Genomic DNA, 24,591 nt, shown 5'->3' on the forward strand with positions numbered 1-24,591 from the left:
ATGATGCGCGGACGCCTAAAACACCCCGGTGACCTTTCGCGCGTCTTCAACCGCGTGCACTTCGTCGGTATCGGCGGCGTCGGAATGAGCGGCATCGCGGAAGTGATGCTGACGCTCGGCTACGCCGTCTCCGGCTCCGATGCCGCCGACAACGCCACGACGCAACGCCTGGCGAAGCTGGGCGCAGCCATCCACCGCGGCCATCGCGCCGAGCATGTCGGCGACGTCGACGCGCTCGTCGTGTCGAGTGCCATCAAGGCCGACAACCCGGAGCTGATCGAAGCCCGTGCCCGCCGCATCCCGGTGGTGCCGCGCGCCGAGATGCTGGCCGAGCTGATGCGCTTCAAGCGCGGCATCGCGATCGCCGGCACGCACGGCAAGACCACAACCACCTCGCTGGTGGCCAGCGTGCTCAGCGAAGGCGGTCTCGACCCGACCTTCGTGATCGGCGGCAAGCTGCTCTCCGCTGGTGCCAACGCGCGCCTCGGCGGCAGCGAATGGCTGGTGGCCGAGGCCGACGAGAGCGACGGCAGCTTCCTGCGCCTGAATCCGCTGGTGGCCGTCGTCACCAACATCGATGCCGACCACCTCGAGAACTACGGTGGCGACTTCGAGCGCGTGAAGCAGGCCTTCGATGAATTCCTGCATCGCCTGCCGTTCTACGGCCTCGCCGTGCTGTGCATCGATGATCCCGAAGTCGCGATGCTCGCCACCCGCACGCCGCGCCACGTGCTTCGCTACGGCTTCGCCCAGAGCGCCGATGTGCGCGCCAGCGAGGTCTCGCAGCAGGGCCAGCAGATGCACTTCCTGCTGCATCTTCCGGGCGAGACGCCGACGCCGATGGCGTTGAACCTCCCGGGTCGCCACAACGTCCAGAACGCCTTGGCCGCGGCCGCCATCGGCTGGCAGCTCGGCGTTCCCGCCGATGCCATCGCCCGCGCGCTTTCCGCGTTCGAAGGCGTGGGCCGGCGCTTCAACCTCAAGGGCGAGATGGCGCTGCCGAACGGCGGCAGTGCGCTGCTGGTCGACGATTACGGCCACCATCCGGCCGAGCTGGCTGCAGTCTTCGCCGCCGCCCGCGGCGGCTGGCCGAATCGCCGCCTCGTCGCCTGCTTCCAGCCCCATCGCTACAGCCGCACGCGCGATCTGTTCGACGACTTCGCCAAGGTGCTCAGCGATGTCGATGGACTCGTGCTCTGCGACGTCTATCCGGCTGGCGAAGCGCCGATCGCGAACGCCGACGCCAAGTCGCTGGCCCGCGCCATCCGCACCCGCGGCCGCGTCGATCCGGTGCTGGCCGGCACGGCGAAAGAGCTGCCGGCGATGCTCGGCGACGTTCTGCAGCCGAACGACCTCGTGATCCTGCTCGGTGCCGGCGACATCGGCGCCGTGGCGCAGCAGCTGGCCGACCGCGGCCTGCCGGAGCGGAGTGCATGAGCCTCGACGCCGCCAGCCGCGCTGCCGTCGACGCCCTGAAGGCGCGGGTCGCCGCGCTCGCACCCGCGGCGTTCGGTCGCGTCGCCGTGCTGATGGGTGGTGAATCGGCGGAGCGCGAGGTTTCGCTGAACTCCGGCGCCAACGTGCTGGCCGCCCTGCAGGCGCGCGGTGTCGATGCCCACGGTGTCGATGGCTTGGGCGCACTGCTGGCCGCCCTCGGCCGCGGCGAGCGCTTCGATCGGGTGTTCAACATCCTGCACGGCGGCGACGGCGAGAACGGCGTGCTGCAAGGCGCGCTCGACGCGCTCGGCCTGCCGTACACCGGCCCCGGCGTCCTCGGCAGCGCGCTGACGATGGACAAGATCCGCACCAAGCAGGTGTGGATGGCCGAAGGCCTGCCGACGGCCCGCTTCGTCCGCATCGCGCCGGGCGCTGACCTTGCGGCGGCGGTGCGTTCGCTGGGCCTGCCGGTGTTCGTGAAGCCCTCGACGGAAGGCTCGAGCGTCGGCGTGTTCTGCATCGCCAGCGAGGCCGATCTCGCCCCGGCGATCGCTTTCGCCAGCACGTACGCCGGCGAACTGTTGGCCGAGCAGATGATCACCGGTGGCGAGTTCACCGTGGGCATTCTCGGCGGCATCGCGCTGCCTTCCGTGCGCATCGTTCCGCCCGGCGAGTGGTACGACTACCACGCCAAGTACATCAGCGACGACACGCAGTACCACTGCCCCGGCCTCGACGGCGATGACGAAGCCGCCATCCGCGCGCTCGCGCTGGCCGGCTTCCGCGCCGCCGGCTGCACGGGTTGGGGCCGTGTCGACGTGATGCGCCATGCCGATGGCCGCTTCCTGCTGATGGAAGTGAACACCGCGCCGGGCATGACCAGCCATTCGCTGGTGCCGAAGGCCGCGCGCGACGTCGGCATCGGCTTCGAAGAGCTCTGCCTCTCCATCCTCGCCCAGACGCTGGAGGCCGACCGCGCATGACCCGCGTGTGGCGACTGCTGGGTTGGACCTTCGCGCTGCTGCTGCTGGCGATGCCGGTGGTGGCCGTCGTGAACGGCTGGATCGGCGCCGAGCGCTGGCCGATCCGCACGCTCGCCCTGCAGGCCCCGCTGAAGCTGGTCGACGAAGCCACGCTGCGCTCGACCATCGCCCCCATGGCGCAGGGCGGCTTCTTCGCCGTCGATCCGGTCGCCATCCGCCAGTCGGTCGCCGCGCTTCCGTGGGTCGATGCCGTCGATGTGCGCAAGCGCTGGCCGGACCGCCTCGAAGTCCGGCTCACCGAGCTTCGCCCCTACGCGCATTGGGGCGAGGATCGCCTGCTGTCCGACGACGGCCGGCTCTTCGTCCTCCCGTCCGGCCTCGCCACGCCGCTGCCGCGCTTCGACGCCGCCGACGGCCGCGTTGCCGAAGTCATCGCCTTCCACCGCGAAGCCCGCCCGGTGCTGGTGCGCGTGGGCAGCGACATCCGCGAACTGCGGCTGTCCGCGCGCGGCGGCTGGTCGCTCACCACCGTGGACGGCCTGGAGGTCGAACTCGGCCGCAACGACGCCCTGCCGCGCCTGTCGCGCTTCGCCCGACTGCTGCCCACGCTCGGTCGCGATCCCGCCGGCCGCGTGCTGCAGCGCGCCGACCTCCGCTACACCAATGGCTTCGCCCTGACCTGGGGTGAACCCGCCGCGGCCCCCACCGCGCCTCCTGCATCGAGCAACGCATGAACCGCAAGAGCGACAAGTCCCTCATCGTCGGCCTCGACATCGGCACCTCCAAGGTGACGGCGTTGGTTGGTGAATACGCTCCCGACCAGCCGATCGAAGTGATCGGCATCGGGTCGCACGAATCGCGCGGCATGCGCCGCGGCGTCGTCGTCGACATCGAATCCACGGTGCAGTCGATCCAGCGCGCCATCGAGGAAGCCGACGTGATGGCCGGCTGCGAGATCCGCTCGGTCTACGCTTCGATCGCTGGCAGCCACATCCAGTGCCGCAATTCCAACGGCGTGGTGCCGATCGCCTCGGGCGAAGTCAGCTACGCCGACCTCGACCGCGTGCTCGAAGCGGCCCGCGCCGTCGCAGTGCCGGCGGACCAGCGCATCCTCCATGCCATCCCGCAGGAGTACATCGTCGACGGTTCGCAGGAAGGCATCCGCAACCCGGTCGGCATGTCCGGCGTGCGCCTCGAAGTGCGCGCCCACCTGATCACCGGTGCCACCGCCGCGGCCGCCAACATCAGCAAGTGCATCCAGCGCTGCGGCCTCTCGGTCGACGACCTCATCCTGTCCTCGCTGGCCTCGAGCACCGCCGTGCTCACTGCCGACGAGAAGGAACTCGGCGTCGTGCTGGTCGACATCGGCGCGGGCACCACCGACATCAATGTGTTCGTGCAGGGCGCCATCCGCCATTCGGCCTGCCTGCCGATCGCCGGCGACCAGATCACCAACGACATCGCCCACCTGCTGCGCACGCCCACGCCCGAGGCTGAGCAGATCAAGGTGCGCTACGCCTGCGCGCTCGCCCAGCTCGCTGGCCGCGAGGAGACCATTCAAGTGCCCAGCGTCGGCGATCGCGCGCCGCGCCGCCTCGCCCGGCAGGCGCTCGCCGAAGCGGTGCAGAACCGCTACGAGGAGATCTTCGAGATGGTGCAGGCGGAACTCCGCCGCGCCGGCTACGAGGAGCTGGTGCGCGCCGGCATGGTGCTCACCGGCGGCAGCGCCCGCATGGAAGGCGTGGTCGAGCTGGCTGAGGAGATGCTGCACATGCCCGTGCGCGTCGGCATTCCGCAGCACGTCACCGGCCTCGGCGAAGTCATCAACAACCCGGTCCACGCCACCGGCGTGGGCCTGCTGCTCTGGGGGCGCTCGCTCGAAGCGGGCCCCCGCCCCAGCCTCAACGCCGGCAAGGCCGGCGTCGCTTTCACGCGCTTCCGGAACTGGTTCCGGGGCGCGTTCTGACCGTCGGCCCCCCGACGTTTTCCCACCAAGAAGAAACACCCCCGAGACGAGAGGACGAGACCATGGCGCAGTTTGAACTCATCGAGAAGTTGGCTCCGAACGCAGTGATCAAGGTCATCGGCGTGGGCGGCGGCGGCGGCAACGCCGTGGCGCACATGGTCAATGCCAACGTGGACGGCGTGGAATTCGTCGTCGCCAACACGGATTCGCAGGCCATCAAGAACGTCGGCGCGAAGCTGCACCTGCAGCTCGGCGCCAACGTGACCAAGGGCCTCGGCGCCGGCGCGAACCCGGAAGTCGGCCGCCAGGCCGCGCTGGAGGACCGCGAGCGCATCATGAATGCCCTCGAAGGCGCCGACATGGTGTTCATCACCGCCGGCATGGGTGGCGGCACCGGCACGGGCGCCGCCCCGGTCGTGGCCCAGCTCGCGAAGGAGATGGGCATCCTCACCGTCGCCGTCATCACCAAGCCCTTCCCGTTCGAAGGCCGGCGCCGCATGCAGGTGGCGCTGAAGGGCATCGAGGAGCTGGCCAGCCACTGCGATTCGCTGATCACCATCCCGAACGAGAAGCTGATCACCGTGCTCGGCCGTGACGCCACCATGGTGCAGGCCTTCCGCGCCGCCAATGACGTGCTCCTCGGCGCCGTGCAGGGCATCGCCGACCTGATCGTCCGTCCGGGCCTGATCAACGTCGACTTCGCCGACGTGCGCACCGTGATGAGCGAGATGGGCCTGGCCATGATGGGCACCGGAACCGCTCGCGGCGACGACCGCGCCCAGGCCGCCGCCGAGGCCGCCATCAGCAACCCGCTGCTCGACGAGGTCAACCTCGCCGGCGCCTGCGGCGTGCTGGTCAACATCACCGCCGGCCCGAACTTCACCATGCGCGAGTTCGACGAAGTCGGCCGCACTATCGAGGAGTTCGCCTCGGAAGACGCCACCGTCGTGCTCGGCACGGTGCTCGATCCGGACATGCAGGACGACGTCCGCGTCACCGTGGTGGCCACCGGCCTCAACCGCGGCGTCCAGGCCGGCCGCCTGCCGAACCGCGACAGCCACCGCGAGCTGGCCCGCGCCGTCGAGCGCGAAGTGGCCCGCCCGAAGGTGCAGCTGATCCGCAACGGCAGCACCGGCCTGGCCGAGTACGCCGACGCCGTGGCCCCGGCCGCGACCGGCCGTGACAGCGGCAGCTTCGCGGGTGGCCTGCGCGGCCGCTCGGCGGACGTGGCTGGCCCGACGGCGCTTTCCGACCTGCCGGCCGACCAGGCCTACCTGGACATCCCGGCCTTCCTGCGCCGCCAGGCCGACTGAAACCCGGTCCCGGCCGAAGTAGACGGAGCCGGAGGGCTCCGGGCCGGGGACTGCTCGTCTCAGTCGCCGGCTGGACAACAGGCGGGCAGGGGGCTGCCCGCTCTGTTGCAGATTTGACACGGAGAAGTTCAGTTTTTAAGGTTTCGTTAAAGCAGGGGCGTGCTAATGTGCGCGCCCTACCGTGTCAACCCCCTCGGGGATCCTGACGATATGTTCAAGCAGCGCACCCTCAAGAACGTCATCCGCGCCACCGGCGTCGGTCTGCACAGCGGCGAGAAGGTCTACATGACCCTCCGCCCGGCGGCCGTCGACACCGGGATCGTGTTCCGCCGCGTCGATTTCGACCAGCCGGTCGAGATCCAGGCGACGGCGCTGGCCGTGGGCGACACCTCGCTCTGCACCGCGCTGGTCAAGGACCAGGTCCGCGTCATGACGATCGAGCACCTGCTCTCGGCCATGGCCGGCCTCGGCATCGACAACGCCTACGTCGACCTGTCCACGGCCGAAGTGCCGATCATGGACGGCTCGGCCGGCCCCTTCGTGTTCCTGCTGCAGTCGGCGGGCATCGAAGAGCAGAACGCCGCCAAGCGCTTCATCCGCATCAAGAAGCCGATCCTCGTCGAGGACGGCGACAAGTGGGCCCGCTTCGAGCCGTTCGAAGGCTTCAAGGTCGGCTTCACCATCGATTTCCAACACCCGGCCTTCCGCCGCTCGACCTCGAGCGCCGAGATCGATTTCTCGACGACCTCCTTCGTCAAGGAAGTCAGCCGCGCCCGCACCTTCGGTTTCATGCGGGACATCGAGTACCTGCGCGAGCGCAACCTGGCGCTGGGCGGCTCGATGGACAACGCCATCGTGCTCGACGACTACCGCGTGCTCAACGACGACGGCCTCCGCTACGAGGACGAGTTCGTGAAGCACAAGATCCTCGACGCGATCGGCGACCTGTACCTGCTGGGCCACAGCCTGATCGGCGCGTTCTACGGCCACAAGTCGGGCCACGCGCTCAACAACCGCCTGCTGCGCACCCTGCTGGCCGACAAGTCGGCTTGGGAAGAGGTGACCTTCAGCGACCCGGCGAAGTCGCCGATCTCCTACGCGAGCCCGGCCGCGGCGGTCTGATCGCCCCGTCCATCGACAGGGATGCCGCGCGAAGCGTGCTCCCCGTCACAAAGTGACCTGAAGCCCGTCGGTGACCCCGGCGGGCTTCGTCGTTCCGGGGCCCGCTTCACCGTTCGTTAGCGGCTTTTTAACGACCCGTCCGTAGACTCCGGGTTCCCGACCGAAAGGCCGGGGGTCCGGCCGCTCGCGGCCAGGCGCAGGAGCTGGGCCTTGAGATCGGGGTCCGCAACGGATTGGGCGGCAGCTTCGAGCGTGGCTCGGGCTTTCGCCGAGAGCGGTGCCCCCGGGCGTTCCGGCAACGGCGCGTCAGGCGGCACCACCTTGAGGGTCACCGACCGGGCTTCGATGCCGGCCGCGTCGGCCGCCGCCAGCAACAGGGCGGTGTCCATGCGCAGCCGGGCCTTCCAAGCCGGGGAGGGGACCACCACCACCATGGTTCCGCGGTCGACGTTCGCCAGGCGCACCTGCCCGGCCAGCGCTGGCGGCAGATGGCGGCGGAAACGCTGGTCGGCGGCGTCCAGCCACTGGGCGCGGGCGATCACCGAGGCGAGGTCGCCTTCCGCGACCCACTGGCCAGCCGGCCGGGGGGCGCTGGAGGCCCCCGGCGCCGGTTCCGACGCGTTGCGATTTTTGGATCGAAGCATGCTCAACATCATCGTCGTTTCCCGCAGCCTGCGCGCGCCCTGGACCTTCAGCCTGGAGTCCCGGCGCAACCGCTGGATGCTCGCGGGCGGCGCCACGGCGGTCGTCGCGGCCATCGGGTTGCTCGGCGCCGGCATCGGCCACTGGGTGGCAGGCACCGATGCGGCCCTCGAGCCGCTGCGTGCCGAAGTGCAGGCGAGCCGCGCCGCCGTCGACGATGCGCGCGAAGCCGCGCAGCGCGACGTCAATGCTATGGCCGCCAAGCTCGGCGAGCTGCAGGCGCAGGCCAACCGCCTCAATGCCCTCGGCCATCGCCTCACGGCCATGGGCCAGCTCAAGGACGGCGAATTCGACTTCAGCGAGCGCCCGGCGATGGGCGGCCCCGAGAACCCGGGCCAGCCGCAGGACGTGGCCGTCGTGCTCGGTTCGGTGGAATCCCAGTTCGCCCAGGCGGAAAAGCAGCTCGACGTGCTCGGCGCCCTGCTCGAAGGCCAGGAGCTGGCCGACGCCTCGCGCCCCAGCCGCGCCCCGGCGCCGGGCTACATCTCCTCCGGCTTCGGCACCCGCGCCGACCCCTTCACCGGCGGCCGCGACCACCACCTCGGCGTCGATTTCGATGCGAACTACGGTGATCCAGTGAAGGCGGCAGGCAACGGCATCGTCAGCTTCGCCGGCTGGAAAAGCGGCTATGGCAACACCGTCATCGTCGACCACGGCGACGGCTACCAGACGCTCTACGGCCACAACCAGCGGAACCTCGTGCGGGTCGGCGATGTCGTCCGCGCGGGCCAGGAAGTGGCGAAGGTCGGTTCGACCGGCCGCTCCACCGGCGCCCACCTGCACTTCGAAGTGCACGTCAACGGCCGTCCGGTGAATCCGATGGCCTACCTGGAGCGTATCCGCGGCTGATGCCGCGCCGCGGCGGGCCCCCGGCGCCCGCTTGATTTCGGCCTCCTCCGCCACCAGCTAGAATGCGCGGCTGCCCTCCGGCGGCCGCTTCCGTTTAGCGCGGCCTATGGCGCGCCCCCATTCCGCAAAGACCCGTCCATGCTCAATCGCCTCCTCACCGCCCTGTTCGGCAGCCGCAACGAGCGTCTGGTCCGCCAGCTCTCGAAATCCGTCGCCAAGGTCAACGCGCTCGAAGCCGGGCTGAAGGACCTCGATGACGCCGCGCTGCAGGCCAAGACGGCCGAGCTCAAGGCCCGGGTGGCGAATGGCGAGACGCTCGACGCGCTGCTGCCGGAGGCCTTCGCCGTCTGCCGCGAGGGCGCGAAGCGCTCGCTCGGCATGCGCCACTACGACGTGCAGCTGATCGGCGGCATGGTGCTGCACAGCGGCAAGATCGCCGAGATGCGCACCGGCGAAGGCAAGACGCTGATGGCGACGCTGCCGGTCTACCTCAATGCGCTGTCCGGCAAGGGCGTGCACGTCGTCACGGTCAACGACTACCTCGCGCGCCGCGACGCCGCATGGATGGGCAAGCTCTACAACTTCCTCGGCCTGTCGGTGGGCGTCGTCTACCCGGGCATGCCGATGGGCGACAAGAAGGCCGCTTACGCCGCCGACATCACCTACGGCACCAACAACGAGTTCGGCTTCGACTACCTGCGCGACAACATGGCGCTGCGCAAGGAAGACCGCCACCAGCGCGGCCTGAACTTCGCCATCGTCGACGAAGTGGACTCGATCCTCATCGACGAAGCGCGCACGCCGCTGATCATCTCCGGCCCGGGCGATGAATCGCCGGAGCTGTACGTCAAGGTCAACAAGGTGGTGCCGCAGCTGCGCCGCCAGGCCGACGAGAACGCCGATGGCGACTTCTGGGTCGACGAGAAGGGCAAGCAGGTGCACCTGTCGGAAGGCGGCATGGAGCACGCCGAGGCGTTGCTGCGCGCCGCCGGCATCCTGCAGGGCGAGGACAGCCTCTACGCCGGCCACAACATCGCCGTCGTGCACCACCTGAATCAGGCGCTGCGTGCGCACGCGATCTACCAGCGCGACGTCGACTACCTCGTCCGCAATGGCGAAGTGGTGATTGTCGACGAGTTCACCGGCCGCACGCTGTCGGGCCGCCGCTGGTCGGACGGCCTGCACCAGGCGATCGAAGCGAAGGAGAACGTGCCGATCCAGCGCGAGAACCAGACGCTGGCCTCGATTACCTTCCAGAACTACTTCCGCATGTACGGCAAGCTCGCCGGCATGACCGGCACCGCCGACACCGAGGCCTTCGAGTTCAACTCGATCTACAACCTCGAGGTCGCGGTGATCCCGACGCACCGCCCGATGGTCCGCAAGGACATGTCGGATCTCGTCTTCCTCAACCGCAAGGGCAAGTACCTCGCGGTGATCGACGACATCAAGGAGCGTCACGCCAAGGGCCAGCCGGTGCTGGTCGGCACCACCTCGATCGAGACCTCGGAACTCATCAGCGAGCAGCTGAAGGCCGCCGGCATCGAGCACGAAGTGCTCAACGCCAAGCAGCACGAGCGCGAAGCGCACATCGTCGCGCAGGCCGGCCAGCCCGGTGCCGTGACCATCGCCACCAACATGGCCGGCCGCGGCACCGACATCGTGCTGGGTGGCAGCCTCGAAGCCGAACTGCACGCCGCGGGCGAGATCGACGAAGTCACCAAGGCGCGCATCAAGGCCGAGTGGCAGCAGCGCCATGACGCGGTCAAGGCCTCGGGCGGCCTGCACATCATCGGCACGGAGCGCCACGAAAGCCGCCGCATCGACAACCAGCTGCGCGGCCGTTCGGGTCGCCAGGGCGATCCGGGTTCCTCGCGCTTCTATCTGTCGCTCGAAGACAACCTGATGCGCATCTTCGCCAGCGACTGGGTGCAGAAGGCGATGCAGCGCATGGGCATGAAGGACGACGAGGCCATCGAGAGCGGCCTCGTCACCCGCCAGATCGAGAACGCGCAGCGCAAGGTCGAGGCCCACAACTTCGACATCCGAAAGAACCTGCTCGACTTCGACGACGTCGCCAACGACCAGCGCAAGGTGGTCTACGAGCAGCGCAACGAGCTGCTCGACCAGGGCGAGATCCACGAGACCATCGGCGCTATCCGCGATGACGTCCTGGCCTCGCACACCCGCAAGTACGTGCCGGCGCAGTCCATCGACGAGCAGTGGGACCTGCCCGCGCTCGAGAACAGCCTGCGCGACGAGTTCGGCGTCCAGGTCGACGTGCGCGGCGCGATCACCGCCGGCGCCGAACTGGACGACGAGGGCATCCTCGCGAAGGTCATCGAGGCCGGCCGCGCCCACTTCGCCAGCAAGGAAGCGCAGCTCGGCCCGGAGCTGATGCGCCAGCTCGAGAGCCAGGTGATGCTCTCGATGCTCGACCAGAACTGGAAGGAGCATCTCGCGCGGATGGATTACCTGCGCCAGGGCATCCACCTGCGCAGCTACGCGCAGAAGCAGCCGAAGCAGGAGTACAAGCGCGAAGCCTTCGAGCTGTTCGAAGAGATGCTCGACAAGGTGAAGCGCGACATCGTCACGCTGCTCGCCCGCGTGCGCATCCGCACCGAGGAAGAAGTGGCCTCGATGGAAGCCGAGGATCGCCGTCGTGCCGAAGCCCAGGCCCGCGCGATGCAGTTCCAGCACCCGGAAACCGGCAGCTACGGTGCCGACGAGGAAGCGGCCGACGTCCTCGAGGAGCAGCAGCGCCTCGCCCGCATCGCCGCCGCCTCGGGTGCGGCCGCCGGCACCGCTGGCATGGCCATCGGCCGCAACGACCCCTGCCCCTGCGGCTCGGGCCGCAAGTACAAGCACTGCCACGGGCAGGCCTGAGCGCGGGCCGTCGCCCGCCCGCCGGGTGATGGACGCGCCGCTGCACGTCGTCGCTGGCGTCCTGCGGGACGCGCAGGGGCGCGTGCTGCTGGCCCGGCGTCCCGCCGGCAAGGCGGATGCCGGGCTGTGGGAATTCCCCGGTGGCAAAGTCGAGCCCGGCGAAACCGCGCTCGACGCGCTGCGGCGTGAACTGCATGAGGAACTGGGCCTTCGCGCACTCGACGGCGAGCCGCTGATCCTCGTGCCCGTGGCGTCGACGGACGATGGCGCCCCGATCCGATTGCACCTCGACACGTGGACGATCCTCGCCTTCGACGGTGTGCCGATCGCCCACGAGCACGACGCCCTCGCCTGGGTGGCGCTGGAGGCGCTTGACCGCTATCCGATGCCGCCGGCCGATCGCCCCGTGGTGGCCGCCCTGCGCGAGTCTGACCGGGTGCTGGTCACGCCGGAGCCGGGTGACGGCCCCGCGGCCGAGGTTGACTGGCTTGCGGGTATTGATCGCGCCCTCGGCGCGGAATTGCGCCGCGTGCATCTGCGCCTCGCCGACCCCGCGCAGCGTCGTCGGCTCTGCGCTGCCCTCGCGGACCGTTGCCGGGCCTCGGGCGCCGGCCTCTGGGTGCACGGCGACGCCGCGCTGGCTGCCGAGCTGGGCGTGGGCCTTCACTGGCGCGCCTCCCAACTGCGAGACCCTGAGGCCGCCGCGATAACCCGCCGCCACCGCGAGGCCGGTGGGCGCGTCTGCGCCGCCGTGCATGACGCCGAAGAGCTCACCTTGGCCGAGGCGCTCGGCGTCGACGACCTGCTGCTGGGGCCGGTGAAGCCCACGGCAACCCATCCGGGCCAGCCCGGGCTCGGTTGGCCGGCCTTCGAACGGCTGCGGGCCCAGACGGCATTGCCGGTCTATGCGCTGGGCGGAGTGTGCCCGGACGACCTCGCGGAGGCGCGGCGGCACGGCGCGCAGGGCGTGGCCGGCATCCGGGCGTTTTGGCCGGCCTTGATCGGACCGGCGTAAGTCACGCGTCCTTGGGCTGACGGCTCAGCCGGGGTGCCAACGGGCGTCCAGCCTGCCGACTGCCGCGTCCAGTTCCTCCAGCGACCCAAGGTTGACGATCACATCGTCGGCCAGCGCCAGACGCTGCGCCCGCGTGGCTTGCGCCGCGATCATCCGCTCCGCCAGGTCCGCGTCCACGCCGTCGCGAGCCTTCAGGCGCGCCCGCTGCACCGAAACGGGCACATCGACCACCACGATGCGGTCGAGCATCGGCCAGGTGGTGCGGCCACCGCCCTCGGTGAGCAGGGCGATATCGAGGATCACGTAGGGCGTCGCCGTCGCCTCGGCGCGTGCCAGCATCCAGGCGCGGATGCGCGGGTGGAGCAGGGCCTCCAGCCCTTTGCGCTGGCTGGCGTCGGCGAAGACACGGGCGCGCAGGGCCGCGCGGTCCAAGCGCCCATCCGGCCCCAGCACGTCCGCGCCCAAGGTCGCGACCACGGCAGCCAGCCCCTCCGTGCCGGGCTCGACTACGGCGCGGGCGGCGATGTCGGCATCGACAACGCAGCTGGGATGCCGGGCGTCGAAGGCCCGTGCCACGCTGGACTTGCCGGAAGCCACGCCCCCCGTGAGGCCGATCAGGGCAGGGCGGCGGGCCATGCCGGTCTCAGGGCGCGGTGGCGCCCGGCGGCAGCATCAGGCCCCAGTAGAGCGCCGAGAGCTCCGGGCCGAACAGGAACCAGATCCAGCCGGCGATGGCCAGGAAGGGGCCGAAGGGGATCGGGGTAGCGCGGTCGCGCCCTTGGATGGCGATGGCAGCGCCGCCGATGACGGCACCGACCAGGGAGGACAGCAGCACGATGGGAAGGATCGCCGAAACGCCGCACCACGCACCGAGCGCGGCCAGCAGCTTGAAGTCCCCGAAGCCCATGCCCTCCTTGCCGGTAACCAGATTGAAGCCTTGGTAGACCGTCCAGAGGCTCAGGTAGCCCGCCAGCGCCCCAAGAATCGCGCTCTGCGTCGGCACGAACAGGGTCATCACGCTGGCGCCGAGGCCCAGCCACAGCAGCGGATAGGTGAGATCGTCAGGAAGCAGCTTGGTGTGCCAATCGATGCCCGACAAGGCGATCAGCAGTGCCGTGAAGACGATTGCCGCCGCGCCTTCCGCGCCCAGCCCGAAGCGCCACACGCAGGCCGCAAAGGCGAGGCCGGTGAGCAGCTCGACGATGGGGTACTGGACGGAAATTGGCGTCTTGCATGCGGAACACTTTCCGCGCAGCGCCAGCCAGCTCACCAGCGGCACGTTTTCGTACCAGCGCAGCGCGTGCCCACACTTGGGGCAATGCGAGCCCTTCACGACGATGCCCGGGGGCTCGGGCTCGCCCACCTCGGGCAGCTCGAGCACGTCCCGCGCCTCGCGGCGCCAGGCCCACATCAGGCGAGGCGGCACGCGCAGGATGACCACGTTGAGGAAGCTGCCGACCAGCAGGCCGAAGAGGAAGACGGCCGCGATCGCGGCCGTCGGGTGTTGCGCAATCAGATCGAGCACGTCAGCCCACGACCTGGCCGAGCTTGAAGATCGGCAGGTACATCGCGACCACCATGCCGCCAACCAACGTGCCGAGCACCACGATGATGAAGGGCTCCATCAGGCTGGTCATGGCATCGACTGCGTTGTTGACTTCTTGCTCGTGGAACTCGGCCACCTTGAACAACATTTGATCAAGTGCACCGGCTTCTTCACCGATGGCCGTCATCTGCACGACCATCGGAGGAAAGATGCCGACCTGCTTCATGGCTAGGTTGAGGGCATAGCCGACGGCGACATCGTCACGAATCTTGGCAACGGCCTCGTCATAAATGATGCTGCCCGTGGCGCCGGAGACGGTGCCAAGGGCTTCCACCAGTGGCACACCGGCCTTGAAGGTTAGGGCCAAGGTGCGCGCGAATCGCGAGATGGCCGAGTCGTGCATGATCTTGCCAATCACCGGCACCTTCAGCATCCAGCGGTCGACATTGCGCTGGAGTGTCGGAGAGGCGCGGTAGGCAAATCCCGTCCCGACTACGCTGCCTATCGCCACCACCAGTAGCCACCACCAATTGGCGAGCATGAAGTCGGAGGCGTTAACGTACAGCAGTGTGAAGGCCGGCAGGTCGGCACCGAAGCCGGCGAATGTTTCCTTGAACTGTGGAATCACAAACATCAGGAGGATGAGGCTGACGATCATGCCGACAGCCAGCACCGAAACAGGATAGAACAGCGCCTTCTTGATCTTGCCCTTCAGCTCCTCGATGCGCTCGAGGTAGGTTGCGAGTGTGTCGAGCACCGTATCCAGCACGCCAGCACCTTCGCCAGCCCTGACCAGGTTCCGATACAGTTCGTTGAACTGCATGGGGTGCGCCTTGAGGGCCTCTGAGAAGGCGGAGCCTCCCGACACATCGTCTCGGAGACTCCTGATTAGAGCCGCGAACTTCGGATTCTTCTGGCCGTTCGAAAGAATCTCGAGCGACTGCACCATCGGTATGCCCGAAGCCATCATCGTCGCCATCTGCCGGCTGAAGAAGGTGATCTCGCGGGGGCTTACGGTCTTGCCGGCAGACCCGAACAGCGGCTTCGATTTGGGCTTGATATCGCCCGGATTCAGGCCTTGCTTGCGTAGCTCGGCGCGAACAAAGTTGGCCGATTTGGCGGCCATGTCGCCCTTCAGTGTCTTGCCGCGTTTGTCGGTGGCGGTCCAGACGAACTGGCTGAGCGGGTTCTCGCGGACGGTGGGCTTGGCGCCCTTCGCGTTCTTTGCGGTCGCAGACATGGCTTAGTCCTTGGTCACTCGGTTCATCTCGGCCAGGCTGATCTGCCCGGCCTTGACCTTGTTGATGGCGGAGCGGCGCAGGTCACCGATCCCCTCGCGGGCACAGACCAGCCCGATGTCCATGGCGTTGCCGCCTTCCAAGATGATCTTCTGGATCTCCTCGGTCATCGGCATCACTTGGTAGATGCCCACGCGGCCCTTGTAGCCGGCGTTGCAGTCGTCGCAGCCCACGGCCTCGTAGACGTCGAGCCCGCCCTCGCATTCCTCGGGTTTGAAGCCCTCGGCCACCAGAGCCGCCTGCGGAATATGCACCCTTTTCTTGCAGTCGTGCAGGCGGCGGGCGAGGCGCTGGGCAATGATCAGCGTGACCGAGCTGGTGATGTTGTAGGGCGCGATGCCCATGTTCATCAGGCGCGCCACGGTCTGCGGCGCGTCGTTGGTGTGCAGGGTGCTGAGCACCAGGTGGCCGGTCTGTGCGGCCTTGATGGCGATCTCGGCGGTTTCCAGATCGCGGATTTCGCCGACCATCACCACGTCCGGGTCCTGGCGCAGGAAGCTGCGCAGGGCGGCAGCGAAGTTCATGCCCTTCTTCGGGTTCATCTGCACCTGGTTGATGCCGGGCACTCGGATTTCGACCGGGTCCTCGGCGGTGCTGATGTTGCGCTCCTCGGTGTTGAGGATGTTCAGGCCCGTGTAAAGCGACACGGTCTTGCCCGAGCCGGTGGGGCCGGTGACGAGGATCATCCCGTAGGGCTTGTCCAGCGCGCTCAAGTAAAGCTGCTTCTGGTAGTCCTCGTAGCCCAGCTTGTCGATGCCCATCTTGGCGGCGCTGCCGTCCAGGATACGCAGCACGGTTTTCTCACCAAACAAGGTGGGGCAAGTGGACACGCGGAAGTCCATCGCCTTGGTCTTGCTGATGTTGAGCTTGATGCGTCCGTCCTGCGGCAGACGTTTTTCGGCGATGTCCAACCCGCTCATCACCTTCAGGCGGGCGGTGATGCGCTGGGCCAGCTTCACCGGCGCCTTCGACACGATCTTCAGCACGCCATCCATGCGGAAGCGCACGCGGAAGTCGTGCTCGTAAGGCTCGAAGTGAAGGTCGGAGGCGCCGCGCTTGATCGCGTCCAGAAGCATTTTGTTGACGAACTTGACGACCGGGGTGTCGTCGCCCTTGGAGTCATTGCCGCCGCCCTCGGCCTTGTCGTCGTCGCCGGCCTCGGAATCCAGCGCATCGAGACCCTCGTCGTCGCCGCCGGCATCGAAGGCCTCGGCCGCCGTGAAGGCGCGGTCGATGGCGCGCTTCAGTTGCTCCTCGTCGATCAGGATCGGCTCGACGGTGGCGCCGGCGGCGAACTGGATCTCTTCGATGGCGCGAGTGTTGGTGGGGTCGCTGATGCCGAGGAACAGGCGGTTGCCGCGCTTGTAGAGCGGTAGCACGCCGTGCTTGGTGATCATCTCCTCGTTGACCGCCTTGACGGCGGCGCGGCTCAGATCAAAGGCATTGACCTCGAGCAGGGGAATGCCGAACTCGATGCTGTTCGCGGCGGCCACGGCGGCGCTGCCGACCAGCTTTTTCTCTAGCAGCCAGCGCACCACTGGCTGCTTGGCCTTGGGCGCCTCGTCCATGGCCCTGCGGGCGTCAGTCTCGCTTAGGGCGCCATCCATCACCAAGCGCCGGGCGATGCCGGTGATGCCGACTAGGTTGGGAGTGACTTGCGCGTTCATCGGTTAGAGGACGGCCGAAAAAGTTACCGTTGAAGCATACGCCGAAATCGCACTAGTCCCTCAACTGCCTGCGGCCATGCGTTGTGGTGATGTGCTGAATCGATTCAAGAGGTATCTGCGTGCCGGCTGCTCAATGACCGCGTGAAGGATCGCGGCAAGCATCAGCGTCGCACAGAGATAGAACAGCGTGAAGGCTAACTCGCTGCCCTGAAAAAACTCCATAACCCCCTTCGCCCATGGGATCGTTGACATATGGACGAGGTATACAGCGAAGGTTAACTCCGCGGCCCTCTTGAATCCCCTTGACGCAGGCATGGATCGCGATTGCGCGGCGCCAGCGACCAGCAGCGCTGCAAAAATGCCGGCCGCGCCGGGCACCGCCGCTACCTCCATGACTCCCGGTACGACCATCCACTGCTTGGATGCCAGCAAGGTGAATAGTCCCAAGGTGCCGGCCCAGACCATAGCAGTAGACAGGCTTTGGCTCGGAGTTCGCGCAAGGGTCAGAACTCCCGCAGATGCACCGAGAAACAATGGGTCCAGAGATACATGCATCGGGGATCGCAGGTTGTGGAAGTACAACAGATAATCGATTCCATCGCCAAGCATTGCGGCCTCCAGCGCGCGTGCAGCGATGCTTGCAAACGCAAGCCCCGCAAGAACCAGCGCGATGGTCGTCGGCTTCCTCCCTCGCAGAATCACAAAAACGCCAGCCGCGACTACGTAGAATTTCATTTCAACGGCAAGCGTCCAGAACGCGACGATAAGCTCTGATCCTGTGTAATCGTTCAAGAAGAACAGGTGCTCGACAATCTCCAGCGCAGAAGCCCCCGCCGGATCGCCCATGAACACGCCGGGTGCGGCAAAGATAACAAGCAGGCAAAAGAAATACGCAGGCACGATGCGTGCGATCCGGTGTACGAGGAATTCGCGCGCATCGTTCTTCGTCCAGAAACTTCTCGAGACAAGAAATCCGGATAGCGCAAAAAAGATATCTACGCCGAGCCATCCATTCGCAGCGATATTGCCCAGGATGGAGCTAGTCGGACCGTACCCTTCGATGGCCACCCACCAGTGGCGCAACAGGACAAAGGAGATTGCCGCGGTGCGGACCACGTCCAATCCGGCTTTGCGATCCATCGATCAGGCCGGAGAGTGAAGGGTGTTCTTGATGGCCGATTGTCGAAGCTTCCAAATCTTGCTGTCAGCGACGTAGTGATGGAAATTCAGTGCTTGGAACACGATAACGATACCCGCGATCCCGATTTCAGAGAGCGAGTACGCGAAGTAGTTCCCTATCTGGTAGATCACGAGCGTCAGGAGCAGCGAGAATCCGAAGTACGGAAGCAAGCGCTCGGGCTGGCTGAGCCAAGAGATAACCAGCGACCCGCTTTCGACGCCGGCTCGATAGCGCTTCCTATTGAAGGCATACACGAAGAGCAGGTATTGGAGATTGTGCCAGATATTGATCGCCAGCCAGCCATGGTCGATGTTCGCCGTAAACATGTAACCGATGGCGAACATGCCTAGATGCGAGGCGACGAACAACGTTCCCAGGTGCCATTCGCTGCGCCCGCGCCTCAGCGTCCTGATGGCCCATATTGCCGCGAAGGCAGCAGTAACGATCGCCAGCGTCTGGGCGACGGGTGCCGGAACCGGTGGAGTCCAGAAATCGAAGTCCAGAAACTGGGAGTGCTGTTCTGCGCAGCGCCACACTATCCCGGTAATGGGAACCAGCCAGAAAACCCACTTGTCAAGCCAGTCCAGTCTCCCACTGGCCTTGCTTGAGGTGCGCAAAACGAGGGAAATGCCCCAGCTTTGCCGAACGTAGTGAAACCATTGCCAGAAGAAGTAGATGGAGGTAACCACCCAAACTCCCGCTGCCCAGGCCAGAAGCCCCACCAAGAGAAGCATGAGGGGTAACAGCAGCCATAGAGCGACGTGCGCGGCCCTGGTCTGCGCGTCGAGTCCGAGGCGCAAATAGGTCGCGATGACGTGGTGATAGCCGAGGAGCCACAAGTCTGCGATCAGTAACGCGAGAAAAAGCGCTGGTTCGATGCCGACCGCCAGCAGGGCTGTGAGTCCGAGGGTCACTGGGAGCAAGACTAGGGCGCGATCGAACCCGTATCCGAGCAAGTGAGGCCGGGAGGATTGCGAGTCAATTGCGCCAGTCATCGACGCCTCCAAAAGGAATTGGGCTTTCTCGATGTTCCCTTCAGGCTCGGGGTCTCGAGAATTCTTGTGCTCGGGAAGCGTGGCAGGCCTGGGCCGAGCCCTCGACCGGCGCTGTGGCGCCGACGGCAGGAGCTCAGAGTCCGCAGCCTTGTACTTTGGGCGCGCTGGCCGGGGTGAGCGTGCACGTCCACGCCAGTGTCCCGGTACCGACGACGGCGCTTGGCGCAAGCGTGGCAGTGACGCCCTTATACGTGTGAGTGAGCTGTCCTGCGCCGCTGCAGCCTGTGATGGAGGCTCCCGAGGTGTCGGTGCAACCCAGTGCCCCCGTTGCCGCAAACGCATCGGAGACGAGGACTTTCGAGATGTCGAGCGATGACACGGCATGTGTCGCCTCTGCTCGCCCCGTGTAATCGCTGTAGGCCGGCAGCGCGACCGCTGCCATGATGCCGATCACCGCCACGGCGACCATCAATTCGATCAGTGTGATTCCTGATTGCTTGCGCATGACGGACCTCGTAAGTGCAACCTGTCTCAGAATGCTAGCAGCGAAAGGACTGCGCGGGCCGACGCATTTGACCGCCGCTCCAAAAAAAACAAACCCCGCCGAAGCGGGGTTTGCCCTCAAACCCACGCGCCGGTCGCCAGAGGCGCCGGACGGGTTTGGCGTCCCTTTACGGAGCGGCCGGGGCACCGACGCCCGAGGCCTGCACACAGGAGGCGCTGGCCATCGTGCAGGTCACGGTGCCGTCGCCCGGCAGCGCCGCGGTTGCAGTGAACGTGGCCGTTGCAGCGGTCACGACCGGGATGTTGGTGCAAGCGCGGTTAACCGCGGTCGGGATCAGCGAGTTGTCGGCAATGGCCACGGCGGCGGCGTTCGCGAAGGCTTTGGCTTCGCCGAGGCAGGCGCGGTTGGCCGACTTGCGGGTGTACTCGTTGTAGGCCGGCAGCGCGATGGCGGCGAGGATGCCGATGATCGCGACGACGATCATCAGTTCGATGAGGGTGAAGCCCTGCTGCTTGTTCATGGTGATACCCCTAGCTAGTGGTGGTGGTTTTCGTGCCCGGAGCCGTGGTGGCACCCGTCGGTGCCGACGCCGGCACGGGGCGAACAATGCACCATCCGTGCCAAGGGCGGAACCCCGGATTCTGTGACGCGTTGCAAAACGTGGGCCGTGGGTGCGGTCTTGTGCCATCGTCCGGACGGGGAGGGTCACAAAGTGACGCGACCGGCCGCGTCACTGGGTGATGGCCTTCACGCTCGCTACTCGATCCCGTACTTCTTCAGCTTGTAGCGCAGGGCCCGAAAGGTGATGCCCAAGGCTTCGGCGGTCTTGGTGCGGTGCCAGCGGTGCGCGTCCAGTGCGGCGATCAGGGCCTCGCGCTCGATCTGGGCCAGCGCGTCGGGCAAGGCGCCTTCCGCACGGGCGCGGGCCAGGGCCGCGGCGGTGGCGGGGAGGGGGGCGTCGGCAGCTTCCGGGCCTTCGGCCTCGGTGGCGTGACCGTTCGGGATGCCTCCCGGGGTGCCGGCCACCGGCAGGCCGAGATCGGCAGCGCGCAGGCTCGGGCCGTCGGCCAAGGCCACGGCGCGCTCCAGCACGTTCTCGAGTTCCCGCACGTTGCCGGGGAAGGGGTAGGCGGCCAGCGCGGCGCGGGCGTCGTCGGCCAAGCCGAGGGCGAGGCCCTGCTCCTGCGCGATGCGGGCCAGCACCGCCTCGGCGATGGCCGGGATGTCCTCGCGGCGCTCGCGCAGCGGCGGCACGGGCAGGCCGATCACGTTGATTCGGTAGAACAGGTCGTGGCGGAAGCGGCCGTCGTCGACGAGTTTCGCCAGATCTTTGTGGGTGGCCGAAAGGATGCGCACGTCCACCGGCACCTCGGCCGGCGCGCCGACCGGGCGCACGGCCTTCTCCTGGATGACGCGCAGCAGCTTCACCTGCATGTGCAGGGGCAGCTCTGCGATCTCGTCGAGGAACAGGGTGCCGCCCTGCGCGGCCTGGAACAGGCCGTCCTTGTCGGCGTGGGCGCCGGTGAAGCTGCCCTTGCGGTGGCCGAACAGCTCGCTTTCCATCAATTCGGCCGGGATGGCGCCGCAGTTCACCGGCACGAAGGGGCCGTCCTTCCGTCCACTTTGGGCGTGAACAAGACGAGCCACCAGCTCCTTGCCGGTGCCGGATTCGCCGCAGATGAAGACCGGGGCTTGGCTGCGCGCCACCTTGGCGGCGGTCTCGCGCAGCTGGCGCATGGCCGGCGAATCGCCGATCAGGCGCGGGGTGTGTGCCTGCGCGGCGGCGCGGCGCTGCACGCCGAGGTTCAGCGCGTGGGTGACGAGCTGGCGCAGCACGGTCAGGTCGACGGGCTTGGTGACGAAATCGAAGGCGCCGGCCTTCAGCGCGGCGACGGCGGCTTCGACATTGCCGTAGGCCGTCATCATCGCCACCGGCGTGTTCGGGTGCTTCGCGGCGATCAGCTCGACCAGCTGCGTGCCGTTGCCGTCGGGCAGGCGCATGTCGGTGAGGCAGAAGTCGAAATCGTGCGCCTGCAGCTGGGCGCGCGCCTGCGCGAGGTCGCCGGCGGTTTCCACGCGCAGCCCCATGCGCCCGAGGGTGAGCGCCACCAGCTCGCGGATGTCGCGTTCGTCGTCGACGATGAGGGCGCTGCGCGAAATCATGGGGTCCCGGGGCGTCCTGGCCGTTCGCTAGCGTAACGGCCCGGCAGCCGGATGCGGAAACAGGCGCCGCCGCCGGGCACGGCCACGAAGCGCAGGCCGCCCTGGTTGGCCTCGCAGAGCTGGCGGGCGATGTACAGGCCAAGCCCAGTGCCGTGTTCGCTGGTCGTATAGAAGGGCTCGAACAGGCGCGCGGCGACGGCCGGCGGGATGCCGGGGCCATGGTCCACCACGTCGAGATCGACGGCGCCGGGTTCGACGCCCTCGCCGCTCGCCGGCTGGGCGCGCAGCAGAACGCGGGCCGGTTGGCCGGGGAGGCGGCCGTAGGCGCGGGCGTTGTCGACCAGCACCGTGAGCACCTGCTGCAGGTGGCGCGGGTCGACCATCACGCTCAAGGGCCCGCTGCTGCGCTCGTTCAGCTCGTCGGCGCCGAGCGGGTGCATGGTGCGGTACTCGTCGACGAAGCGCTGCAGCAGCCGGGGCAGGTCCACCACTTCGGCCTGCGCGCTCTCGCGGCGGGCGAGGCCGAGGATGCTGTCGACGATGCCGTCCATGCGCTGGCATTGGCCCTGGATGATCTCCAGCAGCCGGCGGTCGGCCTCGGGCATGCCGGGCGATTCGTCGAGCAGCTGCGCGGCGTGGAGGATGGCTGAGAGCGGGTTGCGGATCTCGTGGGCGATGCTGGCGCCGAGGCGGCCCAGCGTGGCCAGGGTGAGCTCCTCGGCGCGGCCGCTGTAGTGGCGCGCGTCGTCGAGGAAGCAGAGATACAACTCGTCACGGACGCCCGTTGCGGCGAAGCGCGGCAGCAGCTCGGGGCCGTCCTCGCCCACCCGCAGGCTGCGCGGCTGCACCTCGCCGGTGCTGCGCCAGCGCCGCAGCAGGGCGTCGAGTGGCGGATGCAGGTCGGCGAGGCGCTGCGCCTCGCCCTTCGCCCCGAGCAGGGCCCAGGCGGCCTCGTTGAACAGCCGGATGCGGTGCTGGCCGTCCACCACCAGCACGCCGGTGCGCATGCGGCGGATGACCAGTTCGTTCAATTCCGCCAGCTGGGCCACTTCGCTGCCGCGCTCGTCGGCCAGCGCTTCGGTGCGGGCGAGTTCGCGGCGCAGGAACTGCGAGAAGGCCGCGCCGGCGAGGTAGCAGACGGCGAACATCGCTGGCTCCACCAGCGGGCGGTCGTCGCGGGCGGCCAAGGTGCTGATGGCGAACTCGCCGAACACGGCGCCCGCGGCCAGCAGGGCCAGCGCGAGGGCCAGCCGCATCCCGACGATCAGGCTGCCGATGGTGATGTTGAACAGCAGCATCAGGCCGATGGCGGCGTCCAGCCCTTGCTGGGCCGAGAGCGCCGTCGCGGCGATGATGATGTCGAGGGCCAGGCCCCAGCCGCCCTGGATGGGCAGGTTCGCGCCCTCGCGGCGGCTGGCCCAGAGCAGGCCCAGCGAGAGCAGCAGGTAGAGCGTGGCGGCACCGCGCAGCAGCGGGCCGTCGACGGCGCTCAGCAGGCCGAGGTGCCCGGGGGTCCAGGCCAGCGTGGCCAGCAGGACGGCTTCCAGCACGCGGTACAGGGCGAAACCGAACAGCTCGCGCTGCTGCACGCCGCCTTGGGGCAGTTCGCTGGTCGAGCGTACGAAGGGCATGGGCGCACTGTAGCCGGCCCTCGTGGCCGGCGGGCCGGTGCGGGCGCCGCGTTTTGCCTTCCCCGCCCCGAGCGACGACAATACGCGCCCCGTCGGCGGGCGCATCCCGAATCGCCACCCCGATGGCCCAGCCCCGCGGCGCTCCCGCCGCCCCAGACCCAGGTGTCCCATGAATTTCCACGAGTACCAGGCCAAAGAGCTGTTCGCCGAGGTCGGCATCCCCGTTCCCGCCGGCAAGATCGCCCGCACCGCTGATGAAGCCGTCGAGGCCGCCAAGGCGCTCGGAGGCGACTTCTGGGTGGTGAAGGCGCAGATCCACGCGGGTGGCCGCGGCAAGGCCGGTGGCGTGAAGCTCTGCAAGAGCCTCGATGCCGTGAAGGAAGCGGCCGCCGGCCTGCTGGGCCGCAAGATGGAAACCTACCAGTCGGGTGGCCGCGCGCTGCCGATCGACGTGGTGCTGGTGACCGAGGCTTCGGACATCGCGAAAGAGCTGTACATCTCGGCTCTGGTCGATCGCGCGACGCAGTCGATCACCTTCATCTGCTCCGCTGAAGGCGGCGTGGAAATCGAGAAGGTCGCGGCCGAAACGCCGGAACTGATCCACTCGGTGCACGTGAACTTCGTGGAAGGCCTGCAGCCCTACCAGTGCCGCCAGGTCGGCTTCGCGATGGGTTTGAACGCCAAGCAGTGCGGCCAGCTCACCAAGATCATGCTGGGCCTGTTCACCCTGTTCAACAAGTACGACTTGTCGATCATTGAGTTGAACCCGCTCGCCATCAACACGAACGGCGACCTGATCGCGCTCGACGGCAAGGTGAACTCGGACGACAACGCCGACTTCCGCCAGCCGAAGACCACGGCCATGCGCGACATCGCGCAGGAAGACGAAGCCGAAGTGCTGGCCGTCAAGTACAACCTCAACTACGTGACGATGGACGGCAACATCGGCTGCCTCGTCAATGGTGCGGGCCTCGCCATGGCCACGATGGACGTCATCCAGTTGAACGGCGGTTCGCCGGCCAACTTCCTCGACGTCGGCGGCGGCGCCACCAAGGAGCGCGTGACCGAAGCCTTCAAGCTCATCTTGAGCTCGGACAAGGTCAAGGCGATCTTCGTCAACATCTTCGGCGGCATCGTCCGCTGCGACATGATCGCGGAAGGCATCATCGCCGCGGTCAAGGAAGTGGACGTCAAGGTGCCGGTGATCGTGCGTCTTGAAGGCACCAACGTCGAGAAGGGCAAGGAACTGCTGGCGAACTCCGGCCTGGCCATCCAGCCCGCTGACGACATCAACGACGGCGCGAAGAAAGCCGTCGCCGCCGCTGCCTGATCA

General features: G+C 67.6%; 21 protein-coding genes. 10 read left to right on the forward strand and 11 right to left on the reverse strand.

From position 1 onward, the window contains the following. The first annotated feature begins 3 nt into the window (after window positions 1-3). The 6 genes from murC to lpxC all read left to right on the forward strand — a co-directional run bounded on the left by murC (window position 4) and on the right by lpxC (window position 6,821). The gene (murC, locus tag ACIQ6S_RS07415) at window positions 4-1,437 is read left to right on the forward strand and encodes a UDP-N-acetylmuramate--L-alanine ligase (RefSeq protein ID WP_397607839.1); all 1,434 of its coding nucleotides are present in this window, start codon (window positions 4-6) and stop codon (window positions 1,435-1,437) included. Further along, the gene (locus tag ACIQ6S_RS07420) at window positions 1,434-2,420 is read left to right on the forward strand and encodes a D-alanine--D-alanine ligase (RefSeq protein WP_397607800.1); all 987 of its coding nucleotides are present in this window, start codon (window positions 1,434-1,436) and stop codon (window positions 2,418-2,420) included. Before murC ends, ACIQ6S_RS07420 begins: the two co-directional genes overlap by 4 nt. Next, entirely contained in the window at window positions 2,417-3,154 is a 738-nt protein-coding gene (locus ACIQ6S_RS07425) for a cell division protein FtsQ/DivIB (protein ID WP_397607801.1), read from the forward strand. The genes ACIQ6S_RS07420 and ACIQ6S_RS07425 overlap by 4 nt, the downstream gene beginning before the upstream one ends. Beyond that, a complete protein-coding gene (ftsA, locus tag ACIQ6S_RS07430) occupies window positions 3,151-4,386 on the forward strand; it encodes a cell division protein FtsA (RefSeq protein ID WP_297865751.1) in 1,236 nt (411 codons plus the stop codon). The genes ACIQ6S_RS07425 and ftsA overlap by 4 nt, the downstream gene beginning before the upstream one ends. 62 nt (window positions 4,387-4,448) lie before the next feature. Further along, complete coding sequence (ftsZ, locus tag ACIQ6S_RS07435) at window positions 4,449-5,699, forward strand: cell division protein FtsZ (protein ID WP_297865752.1); 1,251 nt, start codon at window positions 4,449-4,451, stop codon at window positions 5,697-5,699. A gap of 210 nt (window positions 5,700-5,909) precedes the next feature. Beyond that, window positions 5,910-6,821 carry a UDP-3-O-acyl-N-acetylglucosamine deacetylase gene (lpxC, locus tag ACIQ6S_RS07440; RefSeq protein WP_397607802.1) on the forward strand — a complete coding sequence of 304 codons (912 nt, stop codon included), beginning with the start codon at window positions 5,910-5,912 and terminating at the stop codon, window positions 6,819-6,821. Between the two features lie 116 nt (window positions 6,822-6,937). On the opposite strand, the gene ACIQ6S_RS07445 is transcribed toward lpxC, so the two are convergent. Then, window positions 6,938-7,465: a DciA family protein gene (locus ACIQ6S_RS07445; protein ID WP_397572090.1), complete on the reverse strand. Its 528-nt coding sequence runs from the start codon at window positions 7,463-7,465 to the stop codon at window positions 6,938-6,940. Here ACIQ6S_RS07445 and ACIQ6S_RS07450 point away from each other — a divergent pair. From ACIQ6S_RS07450 to ACIQ6S_RS07460, 3 genes are all read left to right on the forward strand, one after another. Further along, complete coding sequence (locus ACIQ6S_RS07450) at window positions 7,464-8,372, forward strand: M23 family metallopeptidase (protein ID WP_397607803.1); 909 nt, start codon at window positions 7,464-7,466, stop codon at window positions 8,370-8,372. The genes ACIQ6S_RS07445 and ACIQ6S_RS07450 overlap by 2 nt on opposite strands. Before the next feature lie 138 nt (window positions 8,373-8,510). Further along, entirely contained in the window at window positions 8,511-11,258 is a 2,748-nt protein-coding gene (gene secA, locus ACIQ6S_RS07455; protein WP_397607804.1) for a preprotein translocase subunit SecA, read from the forward strand. Between the two features lie 28 nt (window positions 11,259-11,286). Further along, complete coding sequence (locus tag ACIQ6S_RS07460) at window positions 11,287-12,273, forward strand: Nudix family hydrolase (protein ID WP_397607805.1); 987 nt, start codon at window positions 11,287-11,289, stop codon at window positions 12,271-12,273. Between the two features lie 24 nt (window positions 12,274-12,297). Here the strand turns inward: ACIQ6S_RS07460 and coaE are convergent, their stop codons facing one another. From coaE to ACIQ6S_RS07510, 10 genes are all read right to left on the reverse strand, one after another. Beyond that, complete coding sequence (gene coaE / locus ACIQ6S_RS07465; RefSeq protein ID WP_397607806.1) at window positions 12,298-12,909, reverse strand: dephospho-CoA kinase; 612 nt, start codon at window positions 12,907-12,909, stop codon at window positions 12,298-12,300. Between the two features lie 7 nt (window positions 12,910-12,916). Next, window positions 12,917-13,789 carry a prepilin peptidase gene (locus ACIQ6S_RS07470; RefSeq protein WP_397607840.1) on the reverse strand — a complete coding sequence of 291 codons (873 nt, stop codon included), beginning with the start codon at window positions 13,787-13,789 and terminating at the stop codon, window positions 12,917-12,919. A gap of 10 nt (window positions 13,790-13,799) precedes the next feature. Then, window positions 13,800-15,059, reverse strand: coding sequence for a type II secretion system F family protein (locus tag ACIQ6S_RS07475; RefSeq protein WP_397607807.1), 1,260 nt, complete (start codon window positions 15,057-15,059; stop codon window positions 13,800-13,802). Between the two features lie 3 nt (window positions 15,060-15,062). Next, a complete protein-coding gene (gene pilB, locus ACIQ6S_RS07480; RefSeq protein WP_397607808.1) occupies window positions 15,063-16,784 on the reverse strand; it encodes a type IV-A pilus assembly ATPase PilB in 1,722 nt (573 codons plus the stop codon). Window positions 16,785-16,844: 60 nt separating this feature from the next. Then, a complete protein-coding gene (locus ACIQ6S_RS07485) occupies window positions 16,845-17,924 on the reverse strand; it encodes an acyltransferase family protein (protein WP_397607809.1) in 1,080 nt (359 codons plus the stop codon). 3 nt (window positions 17,925-17,927) lie between these two features. Beyond that, window positions 17,928-18,878: a hypothetical protein gene (locus ACIQ6S_RS07490; protein WP_397607810.1), complete on the reverse strand. Its 951-nt coding sequence runs from the start codon at window positions 18,876-18,878 to the stop codon at window positions 17,928-17,930. A 214-nt stretch (window positions 18,879-19,092) separates the two neighbouring features. Beyond that, window positions 19,093-19,464 carry a prepilin-type N-terminal cleavage/methylation domain-containing protein gene (locus tag ACIQ6S_RS07495; protein ID WP_397607811.1) on the reverse strand — a complete coding sequence of 124 codons (372 nt, stop codon included), beginning with the start codon at window positions 19,462-19,464 and terminating at the stop codon, window positions 19,093-19,095. Between the two features lie 166 nt (window positions 19,465-19,630). Then, window positions 19,631-19,984 (reverse strand): prepilin-type N-terminal cleavage/methylation domain-containing protein, encoded by a 354-nt coding sequence (locus ACIQ6S_RS07500; RefSeq protein WP_397607812.1) that lies wholly within the window; start codon window positions 19,982-19,984, stop codon window positions 19,631-19,633. Window positions 19,985-20,220: 236 nt separating this feature from the next. Next, complete coding sequence (locus tag ACIQ6S_RS07505) at window positions 20,221-21,627, reverse strand: sigma-54-dependent transcriptional regulator (protein WP_397607813.1); 1,407 nt, start codon at window positions 21,625-21,627, stop codon at window positions 20,221-20,223. Then, window positions 21,624-23,258 (reverse strand): sensor histidine kinase, encoded by a 1,635-nt coding sequence (locus tag ACIQ6S_RS07510; RefSeq protein WP_397607814.1) that lies wholly within the window; start codon window positions 23,256-23,258, stop codon window positions 21,624-21,626. The genes ACIQ6S_RS07505 and ACIQ6S_RS07510 overlap by 4 nt, the downstream gene beginning before the upstream one ends. A gap of 169 nt (window positions 23,259-23,427) precedes the next feature. On the opposite strand from ACIQ6S_RS07510, the gene sucC reads away from it, so the two are divergent. Beyond that, window positions 23,428-24,588 (forward strand): ADP-forming succinate--CoA ligase subunit beta, encoded by a 1,161-nt coding sequence (sucC, locus tag ACIQ6S_RS07515; protein ID WP_397607815.1) that lies wholly within the window; start codon window positions 23,428-23,430, stop codon window positions 24,586-24,588. The last annotated feature ends 3 nt before the right edge of the window (window positions 24,589-24,591 follow it).

The organism is Silanimonas sp., assembly GCF_044377035.1.
Classification (GTDB): domain Bacteria; phylum Pseudomonadota; class Gammaproteobacteria; order Xanthomonadales; family Xanthomonadaceae; genus Silanimonas.

Bases quoted from the DNA above. Each gene is read 5' to 3' on its own strand.
- ACIQ6S_RS07500 (WP_397607812.1), bottom strand. From the start codon at position 19,984: ATGAACAAGCAGCAGGGCTTCACCCTCATCGAACTGATGATCGTCGTC.
- murC (WP_397607839.1), top strand. From the start codon at position 4: ATGCGCGGACGCCTAAAACACCCCGGTGACCTTTCGCGCGTCTTCAAC.
- ACIQ6S_RS07450 (WP_397607803.1), top strand. From the start codon at position 7,464: ATGCTCAACATCATCGTCGTTTCCCGCAGCCTGCGCGCGCCCTGGACC.
- ACIQ6S_RS07460 (WP_397607805.1), top strand. From the start codon at position 11,287: ATGGACGCGCCGCTGCACGTCGTCGCTGGCGTCCTGCGGGACGCGCAG.
- ACIQ6S_RS07485 (WP_397607809.1), bottom strand. From the start codon at position 17,924: ATGGATCGCAAAGCCGGATTGGACGTGGTCCGCACCGCGGCAATCTCC.
- pilB (WP_397607808.1), bottom strand. From the start codon at position 16,784: ATGAACGCGCAAGTCACTCCCAACCTAGTCGGCATCACCGGCATCGCC.
- ftsA (WP_297865751.1), top strand. From the start codon at position 3,151: ATGAACCGCAAGAGCGACAAGTCCCTCATCGTCGGCCTCGACATCGGC.
- secA (WP_397607804.1), top strand. From the start codon at position 8,511: ATGCTCAATCGCCTCCTCACCGCCCTGTTCGGCAGCCGCAACGAGCGT.
- ACIQ6S_RS07425 (WP_397607801.1), top strand. From the start codon at position 2,417: ATGACCCGCGTGTGGCGACTGCTGGGTTGGACCTTCGCGCTGCTGCTG.
- lpxC (WP_397607802.1), top strand. From the start codon at position 5,910: ATGTTCAAGCAGCGCACCCTCAAGAACGTCATCCGCGCCACCGGCGTC.
- ACIQ6S_RS07510 (WP_397607814.1), bottom strand. From the start codon at position 23,258: ATGCCCTTCGTACGCTCGACCAGCGAACTGCCCCAAGGCGGCGTGCAG.
- ACIQ6S_RS07495 (WP_397607811.1), bottom strand. From the start codon at position 19,464: ATGCGCAAGCAATCAGGAATCACACTGATCGAATTGATGGTCGCCGTG.
- coaE (WP_397607806.1), bottom strand. From the start codon at position 12,909: ATGGCCCGCCGCCCTGCCCTGATCGGCCTCACGGGGGGCGTGGCTTCC.
- ACIQ6S_RS07420 (WP_397607800.1), top strand. From the start codon at position 1,434: ATGAGCCTCGACGCCGCCAGCCGCGCTGCCGTCGACGCCCTGAAGGCG.
- ftsZ (WP_297865752.1), top strand. From the start codon at position 4,449: ATGGCGCAGTTTGAACTCATCGAGAAGTTGGCTCCGAACGCAGTGATC.
- sucC (WP_397607815.1), top strand. From the start codon at position 23,428: ATGAATTTCCACGAGTACCAGGCCAAAGAGCTGTTCGCCGAGGTCGGC.
- ACIQ6S_RS07505 (WP_397607813.1), bottom strand. From the start codon at position 21,627: ATGATTTCGCGCAGCGCCCTCATCGTCGACGACGAACGCGACATCCGC.
- ACIQ6S_RS07475 (WP_397607807.1), bottom strand. From the start codon at position 15,059: ATGTCTGCGACCGCAAAGAACGCGAAGGGCGCCAAGCCCACCGTCCGC.
- ACIQ6S_RS07445 (WP_397572090.1), bottom strand. From the start codon at position 7,465: ATGCTTCGATCCAAAAATCGCAACGCGTCGGAACCGGCGCCGGGGGCC.